Origin of the sequence: Mesorhizobium sp. CA7, assembly GCF_020165015.1 — a bacterium.
Taxonomy (GTDB): Bacteria; Pseudomonadota; Alphaproteobacteria; order Rhizobiales; family Rhizobiaceae; genus Mesorhizobium.
Genome location: NZ_JAIUHH010000020.1, coordinates 14,543 through 30,651, shown reverse-complemented (window position 1 = coordinate 30,651; position 16,109 = coordinate 14,543). Strand labels below are relative to the sequence as shown.

Annotated in this window: 18 protein-coding genes; 8 read left to right on the top strand and 10 right to left on the bottom strand. The window is 63.7% G+C overall.

Translation table 11 applies throughout. The annotated features are described in order from the left end of the window. Positions 1–173 precede the first annotated feature (173 nt). Entirely contained in the window at positions 174–611 is a 438-nt protein-coding gene (locus LB552_RS25590) for a MarR family winged helix-turn-helix transcriptional regulator (RefSeq protein ID WP_224610921.1), read from the bottom strand. Between the two features lie 126 nt (positions 612–737). Here LB552_RS25590 and hmgA point away from each other — a divergent pair, with 126 nt between their 5' ends. Genes hmgA through LB552_RS25570 form a run of 4 tightly spaced genes read left to right on the top strand, consistent with a single transcriptional unit; the run spans position 738 to position 4,534 of the window. Beyond that, positions 738–2,051 carry a homogentisate 1,2-dioxygenase gene (gene hmgA, locus LB552_RS25585; RefSeq protein WP_224610920.1) on the top strand — a complete coding sequence of 438 codons (1,314 nt, stop codon included), beginning with the start codon at positions 738–740 and terminating at the stop codon, positions 2,049–2,051. Beyond that, positions 2,048–2,947, top strand: a complete 900-nt coding sequence (locus LB552_RS25580; protein WP_224610919.1) for an MBL fold metallo-hydrolase — start codon at positions 2,048–2,050, stop codon at positions 2,945–2,947. The genes hmgA and LB552_RS25580 overlap by 4 nt, the downstream gene beginning before the upstream one ends. Continuing rightward, positions 2,944–3,957 (top strand): fumarylacetoacetate hydrolase family protein, encoded by a 1,014-nt coding sequence (locus tag LB552_RS25575; RefSeq protein ID WP_224610918.1) that lies wholly within the window; start codon positions 2,944–2,946, stop codon positions 3,955–3,957. Before LB552_RS25580 ends, LB552_RS25575 begins: the two co-directional genes overlap by 4 nt. 16 nt (positions 3,958–3,973) lie before the next feature. Next, complete coding sequence (locus tag LB552_RS25570) at positions 3,974–4,534, top strand: DinB family protein (RefSeq protein WP_224610917.1); 561 nt, start codon at positions 3,974–3,976, stop codon at positions 4,532–4,534. Here LB552_RS25570 and LB552_RS25565 read toward each other — a convergent pair. The 3 genes from LB552_RS25565 to hppD form a co-directional block, all read right to left on the bottom strand. After that, a complete protein-coding gene (locus LB552_RS25565) occupies positions 4,513–4,887 on the bottom strand; it encodes a type II toxin-antitoxin system VapC family toxin (protein ID WP_095767795.1) in 375 nt (124 codons plus the stop codon). The genes LB552_RS25570 and LB552_RS25565 overlap by 22 nt on opposite strands. Continuing rightward, positions 4,884–5,111, bottom strand: coding sequence for a type II toxin-antitoxin system Phd/YefM family antitoxin (locus tag LB552_RS25560; protein WP_095767794.1), 228 nt, complete (start codon positions 5,109–5,111; stop codon positions 4,884–4,886). The genes LB552_RS25565 and LB552_RS25560 overlap by 4 nt, the downstream gene beginning before the upstream one ends. Positions 5,112–5,173: 62 nt before the next feature. Continuing rightward, on the bottom strand, positions 5,174–6,289 hold the full coding sequence (gene hppD / locus LB552_RS25555; RefSeq protein WP_224610915.1) for a 4-hydroxyphenylpyruvate dioxygenase: 1,116 nt from the start codon (positions 6,287–6,289) through the stop codon (positions 5,174–5,176). A 138-nt stretch (positions 6,290–6,427) separates the two neighbouring features. Between hppD and LB552_RS25550 the strand changes: the two genes are divergently transcribed. Continuing rightward, positions 6,428–6,895, top strand: coding sequence for an Lrp/AsnC family transcriptional regulator (locus LB552_RS25550; protein ID WP_140697783.1), 468 nt, complete (start codon positions 6,428–6,430; stop codon positions 6,893–6,895). A 154-nt stretch (positions 6,896–7,049) separates the two neighbouring features. Here LB552_RS25550 and LB552_RS25545 read toward each other — a convergent pair whose 3' ends face one another. From LB552_RS25545 to aztA, 4 genes are all read right to left on the bottom strand, one after another. Further along, positions 7,050–7,388 carry a TIGR01244 family sulfur transferase gene (locus LB552_RS25545; RefSeq protein ID WP_095767791.1) on the bottom strand — a complete coding sequence of 113 codons (339 nt, stop codon included), beginning with the start codon at positions 7,386–7,388 and terminating at the stop codon, positions 7,050–7,052. Positions 7,389–7,535: 147 nt separating this feature from the next. Continuing rightward, positions 7,536–8,477 carry a zinc ABC transporter substrate-binding protein AztC gene (gene aztC, locus LB552_RS25540; RefSeq protein ID WP_224610913.1) on the bottom strand — a complete coding sequence of 314 codons (942 nt, stop codon included), beginning with the start codon at positions 8,475–8,477 and terminating at the stop codon, positions 7,536–7,538. A 35-nt stretch (positions 8,478–8,512) separates the two neighbouring features. Continuing rightward, positions 8,513–9,388 (bottom strand): zinc ABC transporter permease AztB, encoded by an 876-nt coding sequence (gene aztB, locus LB552_RS25535; RefSeq protein WP_140841086.1) that lies wholly within the window; start codon positions 9,386–9,388, stop codon positions 8,513–8,515. Next, on the bottom strand, positions 9,388–10,215 hold the full coding sequence (aztA, locus tag LB552_RS25530) for a zinc ABC transporter ATP-binding protein AztA (RefSeq protein ID WP_224610911.1): 828 nt from the start codon (positions 10,213–10,215) through the stop codon (positions 9,388–9,390). Before aztA ends, aztB begins: the two co-directional genes overlap by 1 nt. Positions 10,216–10,435: 220 nt before the next feature. Here aztA and LB552_RS25525 point away from each other — a divergent pair, with 220 nt between their 5' ends. Then, entirely contained in the window at positions 10,436–10,780 is a 345-nt protein-coding gene (locus LB552_RS25525) for a RidA family protein (protein WP_140697768.1), read from the top strand. Between the two features lie 165 nt (positions 10,781–10,945). Here the strand turns inward: LB552_RS25525 and hutC are convergent, their stop codons facing one another. Together hutC and LB552_RS25515 are read right to left on the bottom strand one after the other, a co-directional pair. Beyond that, entirely contained in the window at positions 10,946–11,692 is a 747-nt protein-coding gene (hutC, locus tag LB552_RS25520) for a histidine utilization repressor (RefSeq protein WP_224610909.1), read from the bottom strand. A 13-nt stretch (positions 11,693–11,705) separates the two neighbouring features. Continuing rightward, complete coding sequence (locus LB552_RS25515) at positions 11,706–13,061, bottom strand: formimidoylglutamate deiminase (RefSeq protein ID WP_224610907.1); 1,356 nt, start codon at positions 13,059–13,061, stop codon at positions 11,706–11,708. Positions 13,062–13,158: 97 nt separating this feature from the next. On the opposite strand from LB552_RS25515, the gene hutI reads away from it, so the two are divergent. Continuing rightward, positions 13,159–14,388 (top strand): imidazolonepropionase, encoded by a 1,230-nt coding sequence (gene hutI, locus LB552_RS25510; protein ID WP_224610905.1) that lies wholly within the window; start codon positions 13,159–13,161, stop codon positions 14,386–14,388. Continuing rightward, positions 14,385–15,920 (top strand): histidine ammonia-lyase, encoded by a 1,536-nt coding sequence (gene hutH, locus LB552_RS25505; RefSeq protein WP_224610904.1) that lies wholly within the window; start codon positions 14,385–14,387, stop codon positions 15,918–15,920. The genes hutI and hutH overlap by 4 nt, the downstream gene beginning before the upstream one ends. The last annotated feature ends 189 nt before the right edge of the window (positions 15,921–16,109 follow it).

Sequence of the window (16,109 nt, the reverse complement as noted above, 5' to 3'; positions counted from 1 at the left end):
CTCTCTGTCCTGCCGGACATCTACCCCTCAAGGAGGGAGATCAGCCGTCACGCCGGCCTTCGCCAATCGCGGACGTTGCAAGACGAGCGCCGTCGCCAAAGCTGCCAATCTCCCCCCAAGAGGGGGAGATGTCCGGCAGGACAGAGGGGGGCGCTGTCCCGCCGGCCTCTCATCTACTTTCTCTCCAAAGCCTCTTCCAGCGCCGCCACCCCCCTGGCAATCGCCGCGCGCTCCTCCACACTCAGCTTCCCCAGCAACTCCCTTTCAAACGCCTTCGCCAGCGGCACCATCTCGCGATAGGCGGCTAAACCCGTCTTGGTCAGCGCCAGGCGCTCTACGCGGCGATCATTCTCATCCGGCGTCCGCGTCAACCACCGCCGCCGTTCCAACCCCGCCACCGCGCGCGACACCTTCGTCTTGTGCATGGCCGACTGTTCACCGAGTTCGGTCGCCGTCATCGTGCCCCGCTCGCCAAGCCCCGACAGCGTGCGCCATTCCGGTCGCGTCAGACCGTGGCGCTCTTTGTAGATGCGCGAAAATTCGCGGCTGACGGTATCCGCCAACCGATAGAGTCTGTAGGGCAGGAAGCTTTCCAACTCGAGGATTTCCATGGTCGCACCGCGAAAGCGTCAGCCGTTGATAGTTACATTTTCAATGGTTACAAATGAAACCAGTTTGGTCAACATCGCCTGCAGGCCAAATTCTTGAAGCTGGCAAGTCGGATCAGGGAGGATCGGATGGGCTTTTCCTACATGCCGGGTTTCGGCAATGATTTCGAAACCGAGACGCTGCCCGGATCGCTGCCGCAGGGCCGCAACTCGCCGCAGCGGCCGGCCTACGGCCTCTATGCCGAGCAGCTTTCGGGCTCGCCCTTCACCGCGCCGCGCGGCACCAACGAGCGCTCCTGGCTTTATCGAATTCGCCCGAGCGTAAAGCACACCGGCCGATTCAAGGGCGCCAGCTACCCCTTGTGGAAGACAGGCCCCAATATCGGCGACCACGAGCTGGCGCTCGGCCAATACCGCTGGAACCCGACGCCGATGCCGACCGAGCCGACCGACTTCATTTCCGGCATGCGTACCTTCACCACGGCCGGCGATGCGGTTGGCCAGTCGGGCATGGCAGCGCATGTCTATGTCGCCAACCGGTCGACGGTGGACGACCATTTCTTCAACGCCGACGGCGAATTGCTGGTCGTGCCGCAGGTGGGCGCGCTGCGCTTCGTCACCGAGATGGGGGTGATTGAGCTTCGCCCCGGCGAGATCGCGGTGCTGCCGCGCGGCCTCGTCTTCAAGGTCGAGCTCGCCGACAAGGAGGCGCGCGGCTATGTTTGCGAGAATTACGGCGCCAAGTTCACCATGCCCGACCGCGGCCCGATCGGCGCCAATTGCCTGGCCAATCCGCGCGATTTCAAAACGCCCTGCGCCTGGTTCGAGGAGAAGGAGACGCCCTGCCGGCTGATCGTCAAATGGTGCGGCGCCTTCCACATTACCGAACTCGGCCATTCGCCGCTCGACGTCGTCGCCTGGCATGGCAACTACGCGCCCTACAAATATGATCTGGCGACGTTTTCGCCCGTCGGCGCCATCCTGTTCGACCACCCCGATCCATCGATCTTCACCGTGCTGACGGCGCCGAGCGGCGAGGAGGGCACGGCCAATGTCGACTTCGTCATCTTCCCGCCGCGCTGGCTGGTGGCCGAAAATACGTTCCGGCCGCCCTGGTACCATCGTAACATCATGAGCGAGTTCATGGGCCTGATCCATGGCCAGTACGACGCCAAGGAGGAAGGTTTCGTGCCCGGCGGCATCAGCCTGCACAACCAGATGCTGGCGCATGGCCCGGATGCTTCCGGCTTCGAGAAGGCGACGCGCGCCGACCTGAAGCCGGTCAAGCTCGACAACACCATGGCCTTCATGTTCGAGACGCGCTTTCCGCAGATGCTGACGCGCTACGCCGCCGAGCTCGGCACCTTGCAGGAGAACTACATCGACTGCTGGGCCGACCTGAAGAAGCGTTTCAACGGCACCCCGGAAGGCGACTGGTCTTGAATACCGAAAACGTGGACCGGCTCGTCCTGCTCGGCTCCAAGGGTGGCCCGGCAGTCCGGCCAGGCGGACCCTGGCCGAGTTCGTCGCTGCTTGAAATCGGCGGGCGCACCATCGTCGTCGATTGCGGACTTGGCGTCACGCGTGCGCTGACTGATGCCGGCGTCAGCCTCAAAGCGCTCGATCTGATCTTCGTCACGCACGTTCATTCGGACCACGTTCTGGAACTTGGGCCGCTGATCCACACGGCCTGGACGGCGGGTCTGGCGACGCCGGTGACCGTTTTTGGCCCACCCGGCACGGGGCATTACTGGCAATGCTTCTGCCAGGCGATGGAGTTCGACATCGAGATCCGCATCATCGACGAAGGCAGGCCGGACATCCGCGACCTGATCACGGTCGAGGAGTTCGGCGAAGGCTCGATTTTGGACGAGCGAGGTCTGACGGTGACTTCGTTGCGCGTCGACCATCCGCCGGTCACCGACTGTTTTGCGCTGCGTTTCGAGCAGGGCGGCAAGAGCGTGGTGTTTTCCGCCGACACTGCCTTCTTTCCGCCACTGGCTGAGTTTGCCAAAGCTGCCGACATCCTCGTCCATGAGGCCATGCTGGAGGAAGGCGTGGAGCGACTTGTCGCCAGGACCGGCAACGGCGCCCGGCTGCGCGAACATCTCCTAGCCAGCCACAGTTTTGCCGACGAAGCAGGCCGCATCGCCAGCGATGCCGGGGTGAAGCGGCTGGTGCTCAACCATCTCATTCCAGCCGACGATCCGGCGATCGGCGAGGACGACTGGATCGACGCCGTCAGGAAAACTTGGTTCGGCGACTTGACGATTGCCCGCGACGGCCTTGTTGTGGGGCTAGGCGGTCAGAACGCCGCTTCAGGAGAGGAAACCGCATGAAGCTTGCCACATTGAAGAACGGGACGCGCGACGGAAAACTGGTCGTGGTCTCGCGCGATCTGACGCGGTTCACCGACGCTTCCTTCCTGGTGCCGACGCTGCAGGCTGCGCTCGACGATTGGCGCCGCATTGCGCCGCATCTGGCGGCCATGGCCGAATCGCTTGAGACCAACGCGGTTCCCTCGGCGCGTTTCCATGAGCACGACGCGCATTCCCCGCTGCCGCGCGCCTATCAATGGGCGGACGGCTCCGCCTATGTGAACCATGTCGAGCTGGTGCGGAAGGCACGCGGCGCGGAGATGCCGGCAAGCTTCTGGACCGACCCGCTGATCTACCAGGGCGGCTCGGACTCCTTCATTGCGCCGCGCGACCCGATCCGCATGGCCGACGAGGCCTTCGGCATCGACATGGAGGCCGAGGTCGCGGTCGTCGTCGACGATGTGCCGATGGGCGCCAGTCTGGAACAAGCGAAGGAGGCAATTCGCCTAATTATGCTGGTCAACGACATCACGCTGCGCGCCATCACCGGGCCGGAACTGGCCAAAGGCTTCGGCTTCTTCCAGTCGAAACCCTCGTCGGCCTTCTCGCCAGTCGCGGTCACGCCCGACGAACTGGGCGATGCCTGGGACGGCGGCAAGGTCAATCTCTCGCTGCTGGTCGACGTCAACGGCAAGCCGTTCGGCCGCGCCAATGCCGGCGTCGACATGACCTTCGATTTCCCGGCGCTGATCGCGCATGCCGCAAAGACCCGGCCGCTCGCCGCCGGAACCATCATCGGCTCCGGAACCGTCTCCAACAAGCTGAACGGCGGGCCGGGCAAACCCGTCTCGGCCGGCGGCGCCGGCTATTCCTGCATCGCCGAGCTGCGCATGATCGAAACCATCGAGTCAGGTGAGCCGAAGACGCCTTTCCTGCGTTTCGGCGACACGGTGCGCATCGAGATGAAGGACAGAACCGGCCACTCGATCTTCGGCGCCATCGAGCAGAAGGTCGAGAAATACGAGAGGTGAGGGGAGAACCCGAACGGTGACCCTGCTCGATCACCTGCGCCGCATGGCGCGCAACAATCTCTGGTCGAACGACCGGCTCTATCGTGCAGTGCTGGCGCTTCAGCCCGGCGAGCTCGAGGCCGTGCGCACCGGCTTCTTTCCGTCGATCAGGGAGACGCTCAACCACATCCTGGCAGTCGACCTTCTCTATCTCGACTTCCTGACCGGCGGTGGCCTCGGAGCCTCGGCTTATGATGATTTCGTGCCCTTCAACGATGCAGGCGGTCTGGCCGAGGCACAGGCCGATTTCGACCGCAAGCTCGTTGCTTTCTGCGATGCACTTTCAGAGACCGATCTCGATCGCCGCGTCATAACCGACCGGCGCGAGGACGGCATGATCCCCGAAAAGATCGGCGACATCCTCGCGCATGTCTTCCTGCACGACATCCACCACCGCGGGCAGGTGCATGCCATGCTTTCCGGCACTTCCGTTCCGCCACCGCAACTGGATGAATTCCTGCTCGACTATGACCTGAAGCTGAGGAAAGAAGAGGTCGAACGGTTGGGACTGGATGATCAGACCAAGGCAACGTCGTAGGCTGCGAAGTGCCGATCCGCAGTGACCATCGTCAGATCTTCAATTTGAGCCTGCGCGATGAGTAGACGGTCGAATGGATCACGATGATGAAGCGGCAGATGCTCAAGTCTCGCTGCGTGCAATTCATTGACGCCGAGGATCGGAATGCCGTTCGACTTCAAGATCTCCACGATATTGCCTGTGAGCGTGACTTTGCCGAGCGATTTCTTGATGGCGATCTCCGCCACCGAGATGGCGCTGACGACCACATCCTCACTCGCAAGAAAGATGTCCCGATGATGGTCCGAAAGGCGTGAATCCGCGTTGAGTACCCAGAGTAGAATATGGGTATCGACCAGATATTTGCGGCTCATTTGATGTACTCGTCCCATTCGGGGCCGAGTTCATCAAAATCATCCGATATCCAAATTTGGCCTTTCAGGGCTCCAAACAGACCCTTGCTCCCCGCAGGCCGGGCAGGGGCGCTCAAGGTTGCCACAATCTCCCCGTGCCGGGTCAGATTGATCTTTTCGCCGGCCTGGGCCCGCTTCACCAACTCGGCGAGTTGGGCCTTTGCTTTTGCCATCGGAACGTTCATTGCCAACCTCTTATGACCAGAATTTAGGTCATAATTGGTCCGGCCGCAAGTAAGCTCAGGCGTTACGCCGCCTTGCCGCCCAGCTTGATAACGCCGCGCTTGATCTGGTCCTGCTCGATCGACTCGAAGAGCGCGCGGAAATTGCCTTCGCCAAAACCTTCGTCGCCCTTGCGCTGGATGAACTCGAAGAAGATCGGGCCGATCACGGTTTTGGAAAAGATCTGCAGCAGGATCTTGGTCGTGCCGCCGTCGACGACGCCTTCGCCGTCGATCAGAATGCCGTGCTTCTTCATGCGCTCGACAGGCTCGTCATGGCCGTGCACGCGCTCATGCGACATCTCGTAATAGGTGTCGGGCGGGCCGGGCATGAATTTCAGCCCGTTGGCGGCGAGCTTGTCGGTCGCCTCGTAGATGGCGTCGGTGCCGACCGCGATATGCTGGATGCCCTCGCCATTATACTTTTTGAGGTACTCGGCGATCTGGCTGGTCTCGTCCTTGGACTCGTTCAGCGGAATGCGGATCTTGCCGCAGGGCGAGGTGATGGCGCGGCTGACAAGGCCGGTGATCTTGCCGTCGATGTCGAAGAAATGGATCTGCTTGAAACCGAACAGGTCGCGATAGAAATCCCACCATTTGTCCATGTTGCCGCGATAGACATTGTGGGTGAGGTGGTCGAGATAATAGAAGCCGACGCCTTCGGGTTTCGGGTCGCGCTCGCCCAACCACTCGAACTCGGCATCGTAAGCGGAGCCTTTTTCGCCATAGGCTTCGATGAAATAAAGCAGCGAGCCGCCAATGCCGACGATCGCCGGCACGTCGAGCGCTTTGTCGCTTCCCTCATAGGGCGTGGCACCCTTTGAGACGGCGTGGTCGAAGGCATGTTTGGCATCGACCACGCGCCACGCCATCGAGGCGGCACAGGGGCCGTGCTTGTCGACGAACTTCATCGCATGTGAGCCGGGCTCGGCATTGACGACATAATTGATGTCGCCCTGGCGCCAGACGGTGATGTCCTTGCTGCGGTGCCTTGCGACCGCGACATAGCCCATGCGGGTGAACAAATCGGCGAGCTTTTCGGGCTCCGAATGCGCGAACTCGACGAATTCGAAACCGTCGGTGCCGGCTGGGTTTTGCTTGTTGATCTTGGCAGGCGGGGCGTCGTGCGGGAAGGGGCCCATGGCAGTCCTCCGAAAGCTGTCGCGGCCGTGCTTGGCCAGTTTCAACGATGATAGCGCGCAGTGTCCGCACGGTGCTTGCATTCAACCGCTTGAAATGCTCATCATGTGCGCAATTTGTGCATGAATGGAGGATTGTTCGTGGATGATACGCGTCTCGATCAATTTGACCGCAAGATAATGGCGCTTCTGCAGGAGGATGCGCGATTCACCAACAACGATCTGGCGGAGCGCGTGAACCTGTCGCCCTCGCAATGCTCGCGCCGCCGTCTGCGGCTCGAGGAAGACGGCTATATCAAGGGCTACCGTGCCGTCCTCGACCGGGACCGTCTGGGCTTTTCGCTGGTCAATGTCATCTCGGTGACGTTAGCCACCCACAACCGAGACAACGCCCGCCGCTTCGGCGAGCTGGTCGCCCGCCTGCCCGAAGTGCAGGAGGCGCACGCGCTGACCGGCGAGATGGATTACATCCTGAAGGTGGTGACGCCCGATCTCAAGTCACTGTCCGAGTTCGTCAACGGCGTGCTCCTGCCGCACGAATCCGTGCAGCATGTGAAGACCGCGATCGTGCTGGAGACGCTGAAGGAAACCGGCGCGCTGCCGATTTAAAGTGTGCCGATATTCAGGTGAGGCCGGCCTGCAAATGCGGCTTCCTGCGCTTCCGGTGCTCACGTACTTTAAGTACGCTCCGCTCCGGTTCTCGGAAGCCACCATTTTCGGCTCGGCCTGACCTGAATCTCAGCACACTTTCGCGGCAAATCCGTCACCCCCGCTGCTGCTGGATCAGCCCATAGAGGTTGGTGCAGCGTGCGCCTGAGCGGCAATAGGCGAACACCGGGCCTTCCAGCTCGTCGAGCGCAGCGGCCTGGTCCTCGACATTGTCCATGGTGATCTGGCCGCTGATCACCGGAATGTAGCGGAAGGCAAGCCCGGCCGCCTCGGCCGCGGCCTGAACGCTTCCGGCCGAAGGCTGGCCCGGCTGCTCGTCGTCCGGCCGGTTGCAGATCACGCTTTTGAAGCCTGCGTCCTTGATGGCGGCGATATCCTGCGGCTGGATCTGGCCGGAGACCGAATAGTCATCGCTGATCTGGCGGTATTCCATGATGTGGTCCTCGCAATCTCTTTGGCGGCAGTCATGCCACTCCGGGGCATGAGCGGCAATCCGTGCCAGCGGATTTCTCTGCCAAATAGAGAGTGAGGGCCGGAAAATCCAACCGGGCCGATCCTGATCCGGTTGGATGTTGGCCGCTCAGCTTCCCAGGATCGCGCCTTTGATCTGCGTGATGTTGTTGTGCATCATGTCGATATAGGTCGCGGCGGGACCATCGGGCTGAGACAGCGCGTCCGAATAGAGCGTGCCGCCGACCTTGATGCCGGTCTCGCCGGCGATCTGCTCGATGAGCCGCGGATTGGTGATGTTTTCCACGAAGATCGCCGCCGCCTTGTCTTGCTTCACTTGGCTAACCAGCTTGGCGACATCGGCCGCCGAGGGCTCGGATTCGGTCGAGATGCCTTCCGGCGCCAGGAAGGTCAGGCCGTATTCGTGCTCGAAATAGCCGAAAGCATCATGCGAGGTGATGACGACGCGCTTGGCTTGGGGGATCGACTGGATCGCCGCCTTCACTTCGCCCTCCAGCCCATCAAGCTTGGCAGTATAGGCGGCGGCATTGGCCTTATAGCTGTCGCAGCCTGCGCTATCGGCCGTGCAGAACGCGTCGGCGATGTTCTTCACATAGATCTTGGCGTTGGCGATCGACTGGAAGGCATGCGGATCGGTGACGGTCTTGCCGCCGCCGGTGCCAGCACCTTCGGCGGCATCCGCATCGGCGAATTCCGGCTTGAAGTCGATCGGCGTCACGCCCTTGGTCAGCGTCACGATCGCGGCCTTGGTGGCGCTGGCGTCGACCAGGCGCTGCAGGAAACCCTCGAAATGCAGGCCGTTGACCAGCACGACATCGGCTTTGGCCATCGCCACCGCGTCCGCCGGGCTCGGCTCATAGACATGCGCGTCGCCGTCCGGCCCGACAATGGTGGTGATGTTGACCCGGTCGCCGCCGACATTTTTCGCGAAGTCGGCAATCACAGTGAAGCTCGCCACGACCTTGAGCGGCACCGCGAAGGCTGACGAGGTTGCGAAGGCGCTTAATGTTATAACGCTCAACGCCAGGGCGGCTCGGAAGGATTTCAGCATTGGCAACGTCTCCTTTTAAGGGGTGGGAATGAGGGTCAGGCGGTGCGGTGCCGGTGATGCACGATGCGGGCGCGCAGCACGCCGCGCGTGCCGAACAGGATCGAGCAGAAATAGACGACGCCGGACGAAAGGATGATCGCCGGGCCGGACGGCAGCGACGCGTGGTAGGACAGGAGCAGTCCGGCGATGCAGGAGGCGAAGCCGATCAGCACCGCCAGCGCGCACATCGGCTCCACGCGCGCCGTCCAGAAGCGGGCCGCGGCGGCAGGCAGCATCATCAGTCCGACCGACAGCAGCGTGCCCAACGCCTGGAAGCCGCCGACGAGGTTGAGCACGACAAGGCCCAAGAAAATGAAATGCACCGGGCTGCCCATGCGGCTCACCGAGCGCAGGAACAGCGGATCGAGGCATTCGGCGACAAGCGCGCGCCAGAAGATGGCGAGACAGGCTAGCGTCACCGCCACGATTCCGCCGATCAGGATCAGCGCCTCATCGTTGAGCGCCAGCACCGTGCCGAACAGCACATGCATCAGGTCGACGCTGGAGCCGCGGATCGACACCATCAGCACGCCGACGGCCAGTGAGATAAGATAGAAGGCCGCCATCGAGGCGTCCTCGCGCTGGATGGTGAAGCGAGAGACGGCACCCGCGCCGAGCGCCACGATGATGCCGGCGATCAGCCCGCCGATGGTCATCGGCAGGATTTCGAGGCCATAAAGCAGGAAGCCGGCGGCAGCGCCGGGCAGGATGGCATGCGCCATCGCGTCGCCCGACAGGCTCATGCGCCTGAGCATCAGGAAGACGCCGACCGGGCAGGCGCCGAGCGACAGCATCAGCGAGCCGAACAGCGCCCGCTGCATGAAGGCGAAGTCGGCGAAGGGCGCGATGAACAGGCCGTAGAGGAAATCCATCATGCCGCCCTCGGTCCGGAGCCGTGATGATGGTCGTGTCGGTGGTCATGCCCATGATCATGATCGTGCGCCTGATCATGGCTGTGTTCATGCTCACTCGGCTCGCACCACGGCGCATTTTCTTCCCACGCCTCGTGGAAGCGCCTTGCCTTGAGCAGATTTTCCGGCCGCAGCGTTTCCTTGGTGTCGCCCCAGGCGACGGGCTGGCGGGCAAGCAGCAGCGTTTCCGGGAAATTCTGCCGCACCAGGTCGAGGTCGTGAATCACGACCATGATGGTGCGCTCCTCGCCATGCCAGCGCTTTATCAACTGGATGAGATCGCCCACCGTCTTGGAGTCGACCGCATTGAACGGCTCGTCGAGCAGGATGAGGTCGGCGTCCTGCAGAAGCACGCGGGCAAACAGCGTGCGCTGCAGCTGGCCGCCGGACAGCGTGTCGATCGGCCGCTTCTCGAAGCCGCCGAGCCCGACCGCCATCAGCGCCTTGCTGACGGATTCTCGGTCCTCTTTGGTGTAGCGCCCGAGCATGCCGCGCTTTGGCCACAGGCCGAGCGAGACCAGATCGACGACGCGCGCCGGAAAGGAGCGGTCGAGCTCCGACTGCTGCGGAAGATAGGCGGTGCGGACGCCCGGCATGCGGACCACCGCGCCCTCCATCGGCTTCAGCACGCCGACGATACCCTTCATCAGCGTCGATTTGCCCGAGCCGTTGGCGCCGACCACCGCGGTCAGCGAACCTTTGCGGACGGTGCCGTTCAAATGGTGGATGGCCGCGTGGCTGTTGTAGCCCAGCGTCAGGTCGCGGAAAGTCAGGCAGGCATTGGTCATCGGGCGGCGGTCCGCGAAATCGAGTGAGCTGTCGATATGTGATGTTATTACATTAGTCAACACGCCAGGCTGGCGCAATTGTGTCACGACCGGTCAACTCGCCGTGTAGGTGGGCGGCAGAGACCGGACACTTGGCTCAATTGGTTTCGCGTCAGCCGGCCTTGCCCCGCGTCCGCCCGGACTCTAAAGAGCAGCGACTCCCATAACGAAGGAACCTCCAATGAGCATTCGTCGCATCGATGTCGGCCCGCGCATGAGCCAGATCGTCATCCATGGCAACACCGTCTATCTGGCCGGCCAGGTCGGCGAGCCCGGCGGCAACGTCGCCTCGCAGACCCGCGACATCCTCAAGACCATCGACGAACTGCTGGCCAAGGCCGGCACCGACAAGACCAAGATCGTCCAGGCGATCATCTGGCTGGCCGACATGGGCACCTTCGCCGAAATGAATTCGGAATGGGACAAGTGGGTGCCGCAAGGCCATACCCCGGCACGCGCCACCGGCGAAGCCAAGCTCGCCGCCCCGGAATATCTGGTCGAGATTATTGTGACTGCGGCGATCTGAGGCGCCGACTTTCCCTTCTCCCCTTGTGGGAGAAGGTGGCCGCGAAGCGGCCGGATGGGGGGTGCTCCAGGGAATGCCAGCGTCTCACTCCGCTGGAACACCCCTCATCCGTCTCGGCGCTGCGCGCCGATCCACCTTCTCCCGCAAGGGGAGAAGGAGAAGAGCTCATCCCTGCGACGGGGTAAACCGCGCCACCAGCGTGTGGCTCTCCGCCGGATAGATGAACCGTACATGGGTCACCGGATGCTCGGCGCTCCAGGTGCGGCGTTCGACCACTAGGCAGGGCGCGCCCACGTCGATATCCAGCGCATCGGCGATCGTCTCGTCGGCGGCCATGGCGCGGATGCGGTGCTCGGCCTCGCTCCACGGAACGCGGCCGATCAGCCACGGGCCCGGCGCGATGTCGAGAAATTCCTCCTCGGCTGCCTCGGCCACCGCTGAAAGATTGATCAGGCGCTGCTCTAGCGCGAACGGCCGTTCGCCGGCAAAATGCAGGCCCTCCAGCGCGAGCACCGGACCTGATTGGGAGAGCCCGAGCAGCGCGCGGTCTTCGGTGCCACCGCGCCGCTGGACGCGTTCCAGCCGCTCATAGCGATAGGGCAGGCCGAGCGCCTCGACCTCGATCCGGATGTCATGCAGCTCAAGCACCGCCGCCTGCGACTGCGGCTGGCGCACGAAACTACCGGAGCGGCGGCGGCGCTCGATCAGCCCGGCCTTGGCCAACTGCGACAGCGCCTTGTTCACCGTCATGCGCGAGCAATTGTAGTGAGCCGTCAGCTCGTGCTCGAAGGGGATGCGATGGCCCGGCGCCCAGGCGCCCGACAGGATCTTTTCGCGGATATCCGACAGGATGCGTTGATGCAGCGAGAGGATCTCGCCGCCTTCGATGTCCTCCGGTTCGACAAGACTCATCGGATGTTCCTGTTCAGCCTTGCGACAGCGCGGTCATGACTTTGCGGAACCGCGCGGCGATGGCATCGCGCTTGGCATGCCTGCCGCCGCTGACCTGCTTCTTGCCATGCACCCAGACGCAATCGACCTTGCTGCCATTGGCGAAAATCCAGGCGTCGAGGATCGCATCGCCTGTCTTGCCGGAGAGCGATGGATGATTTTGGTCGAGCGAGACGAGATCGGCAGGGCAGCCGGCGGCAATTTGCGCCGGACCGGCGCCGAGCGCCTGGCTGCCGCCGTCGAGCGAAGCATCGAACAGGGCACGCCCCGTCGATCCGCCAGCGCGGGCTAGCACGTTGCGGGCGCGATGGGCGAGGCGCTGCGAATATTCGAGCTGCCGAAGCTCGTCCGGCAGGCCGATCAGCACATTGGAGTCGGAGCCGACGCCAAAGCGGCCGCCATGCTCGATGAACAGTGGCGCCGCGAACGTACCGTCACCGAGATTGGCTTCGGTGATCGGACAGAGTCCGGCGACGGCGCCGGTCCGGGCCATGGCAATCGTCTCGGCCTCGGTCATATGGGTGGCGTGGATCAGGCACCAGCGCTTGTCGACTTTGGCGTTGGCCAGCAGGAATTCGACCGGACGCTTGCCCGACCAGGCGACGCAGTCCTCGACTTCCTTCATCTGTTCGGCGACATGGATATGGATCGGTCCGTCCGGTGCCATCGCGGCGACCGCATCGAGCTCGTCCGGCGTCGCGGCGCGCAGGCTGTGCGGCGCAACGCCGACGACGACCTGCTCCAACGAGCGAACGCCCTCGCGGCTTTTCTCAAGCAGGCGCCCGAAGCGCTCGACATCATTGATGAATCGCCGCTGGCCTTCGTTGGGCGCGGCGCCGCCGAAGGCGGAATGGGCATAGAAAACCGGCAACAGTGTCAGGCCAATGCCGGTATCTGCGGCGGCAGCCGAGATCCGCTCCGCCATTTCGGCGATATTGGCGTAAGGCTTTCCGTCGCGATCATGGTGGAGGTAGTGGAACTCGCCGACGCGCGAAAAGCCGGCCTCCAGCATTTCGACATAAAGCTGCGCCGCCACAGCCTCGACCTGGTCCGGCGTCATCGACAGCGCGAAGCGGTACATCACTTCGCGCCAGCTCCAGAAACTGTCGGCCGAAGGTCCGCGCAATTCGGCCAGACCCGCCATGCCGCGCTGGAAGGCGTGGCTGTGCAAATTGGGCATGCCGGGCATGACGATGGCGTGGCGCTCGTCGCCGGCTTGCGCGGAAGCGCTGGCCTCGACCTTCGAGATGCGGCCGCCGTCGAAAGCGATCCTCACATTGCTTTGCCAGCCCTCGGGCAGAAGCGCCTCTTCCGCAAAGATCGCCGTCACCTGCGTCTCCAAATCTCGATGTGTGAGCGACGATATTGCTTGCGTCGCGTCTCAATATGTATATACATAATCGCCATCCTTTCAAATGGAAAAGATGATGGGTGGAGCAAACGGGAAGAGCGGCCATCGGGTCTGGCGCAATGCGCGCCTGGCGACCGTGGCCGAGGGTGCGGCCGGCCTCGGCATCGTCGAGAAAGGCGCGGTCGCCGCGCGCGACGGGCTTATCGTCTATGCCGGCCCCGAAGCCGAGATGCCGGCTGCTGCCGGGCAGGGCGCCGAGACCGTCGATTGCGCTGGACGCTGGATCACTCCCGGCCTGATCGACTGCCACACGCATCTTGTCTATGCGGGAAACCGCGCCAACGAGTTCGAGATGCGGCTGGCCGGCGCCACATATGAGGAGGTGGCACGCGCCGGCGGCGGCATCGTCTCCTCGGTCAAGTCGCTGCGCGCCGCAAGCGAGGACGAACTCGTCGCCCAGACGCTGCCGCGGCTCGACGCGCTGATCGCCGAAGGCGTCACCACCGTCGAGATCAAGTCCGGCTACGGCCTAGACCTCGAGAACGAGAAGAAGTCGCTGCGCGCCGCCCGCCGGCTGAGCAACGAGCGCCCCGTCATGGTCCGCACGACATGTCTCGCCGCCCACGCGCTGCCGCCGGAAGCCAAGGGCGACAAGGACGCCTTCATCGATCTCGTCGCCGGCACGATCCTGCCGCAAGTCGCCGCCGAAAAGCTCGCCGACGCGGTCGATGGGTTCTGCGAGGGCATCGCCTTCTCGCCGGAGCAAATGGCGCGCGTGTTCGATAAGGCAAAGGCGCTCGACCTGCCCGTAAAACTCCACGCCGACCAGCTTTCCAATCTGCATGGCGCGGCGCTTGCCGCCCGCTATGGCGCACTATCGGCCGACCATCTCGAATACACGGACGAGGAGGGAGCCGCCGCGATGGCCAAGGCAGGCACCGTGGCGACCATCCTGCCCGGCGCTTACTACTTCATCCGCGAGACCAAGAAGCCGCCGGTCGATCTCTTTCGCCGCCGCGGCGTGAAGATGGCTGTCGCCACCGACTCCAATCCCGGCACGTCGCCGCTCACCTCGCTGCTGCTCACCATGAACATGGCCGCGACGCTGTTTGGCATGACCGTCAACGAATGCCTCGCCGGCGTCACTCGCGAAGCCGCGCGGGCGTTGGGCTTGCTTGAACAGACCGGCACGCTGGAAGCCGGCAAATCGGCCGATCTCGCCATCTGGGACATCGAGCGCCCGGCCGAACTCGTCTACCGCATGGGCTTCAACCCGCTCCATGCCCGTATCTGGAGAGGACAATGACGGAACTTACCCTGAAGCCCGGCAGCGCCACGCTTGCCGACTGGCGCGCCATCTATCGCGGCGCCGTGCCGAAGCTTGACGCCGCCTGCCGGCCGAAGATCCGGGACAGCGCCGAGGCCGTCGCCCGCATCGTCGCCAAGGGCGAGCCGGTCTATGGCATCAACACCGGCTTCGGCAAGCTGGCCAGCGTCCGCATCCCGGCAAACGACCTCGAAACGCTCCAGCGCAACATCGTGCTGTCGCACGCCGCCGGCGTCGGCGAGCCGATGCCTGTCGCCGTGGTGCGGCTGATGATGGCGCTGAAGCTCGCCAGCCTGGCCCAGGGCGCATCCGGCGTGCGGCCTCAGACCATAGAATTGCTGGAAGCAATGCTCGCCAACGACGTCATTCCGGTGGTGCCGGCGCAAGGCTCGGTCGGCGCTTCCGGCGACCTCGCGCCGCTTTCGCATATGACCGCCGTGATGATCGGCGTCGGCGAATGCTTTACCCCGCATGGCCGGTTCCCGGCCAAGGTCGCCTTCGTCTCGCATGGGCTGGAGGCGGTGACATTAGGCGCCAAGGAGGGTCTCGCGTTGCTCAACGGCACGCAGTTCTCGACCGCCTTCGCGCTGGCCGGCCTGTTCGAGGCCGAGGTTCTTTACCAGTCGGCGCTGGTCGCCGGCGCGCTGTCGACCGATGCCGCCAAGGGTTCGGACGCCCCCTTCGACCCGCGCATCCATCTGTTGCGCAAGCATCGTGGCCAGATCGAGACGGCGGACGCGTTGCGTAATCTCATGGCCGGCAGCGGCATTCGTGAATCGCACCGTGTCGGCGACGAGCGCGTGCAGGATCCGTACTGCCTGCGCTGCCAGCCGCAGGTGATGGGCGCTGCGCTCGACGTGCTGCGCAAGGCCGCCGACACGCTCGAGACGGAAGCCAACGGCGTCACCGACAACCCGCTGATCTTCGCCGAGGACGACACCGCGCTCTCGGGCGGCAATTTCCACGCCGAGCCGGTGGCCTTCGCCGCCGACATGATTGCGCTTGCCGTCTGCGAGATCGGCTCGCTGTCGGAGCGTCGCATTGCCATGCTGGTCGATCCGGCATTGTCCGGCATGCCGGCCTTCCTGACGCCGAAGCCCGGTCTGAACTCCGGTTTCATGATCCCGCAGGTGACGGCGGCGGCCCTCGTTTCCGAAAACAAGCAGAAGGCCTACCCGGCGAGCGTCGATTCCATTCCGACGTCGGCCAACCAGGAAGATCATGTCTCGATGGCCGCCCACGGCGCGCGCCGGCTGCTCGGCATGATCGAGAATGCGACCGCCGTCATCGGCATCGAATTGCTGGCCGCCGCGCAAGGCTGCGATTTTCACGCGCCGCTTGCATCCAGCGAGGCGCTGGAGGCGGTGCGCAAATTGGTCCGGGCCGAAGTCCCGCATCTCGACAATGATCGCCATTTCCACCCCGACATGGAAAAGGCGATCGCCATGGTCCGCAACGGCGCCGCGGTGAATGCGGCCGGTGCCGTGAAGCTGCCGGGGATCGCGTCGTGAGAGCGCTCTCCAGGCTAGATCGAGTTCCTTCGCGCCCCCCTCTGGCCTGCCGGCCATCTCCCCCTCCAGGGGGGAGATCAGCAGCTGCTTTGGCGCCGCTCTTCCTTCAACGCAGGCGATTGGCGAAAGCCGTCGTGACATCTGATCTCCCCCCAAGAGGGGGAGATGCCCGGCAGGGCAGAGGGGGGC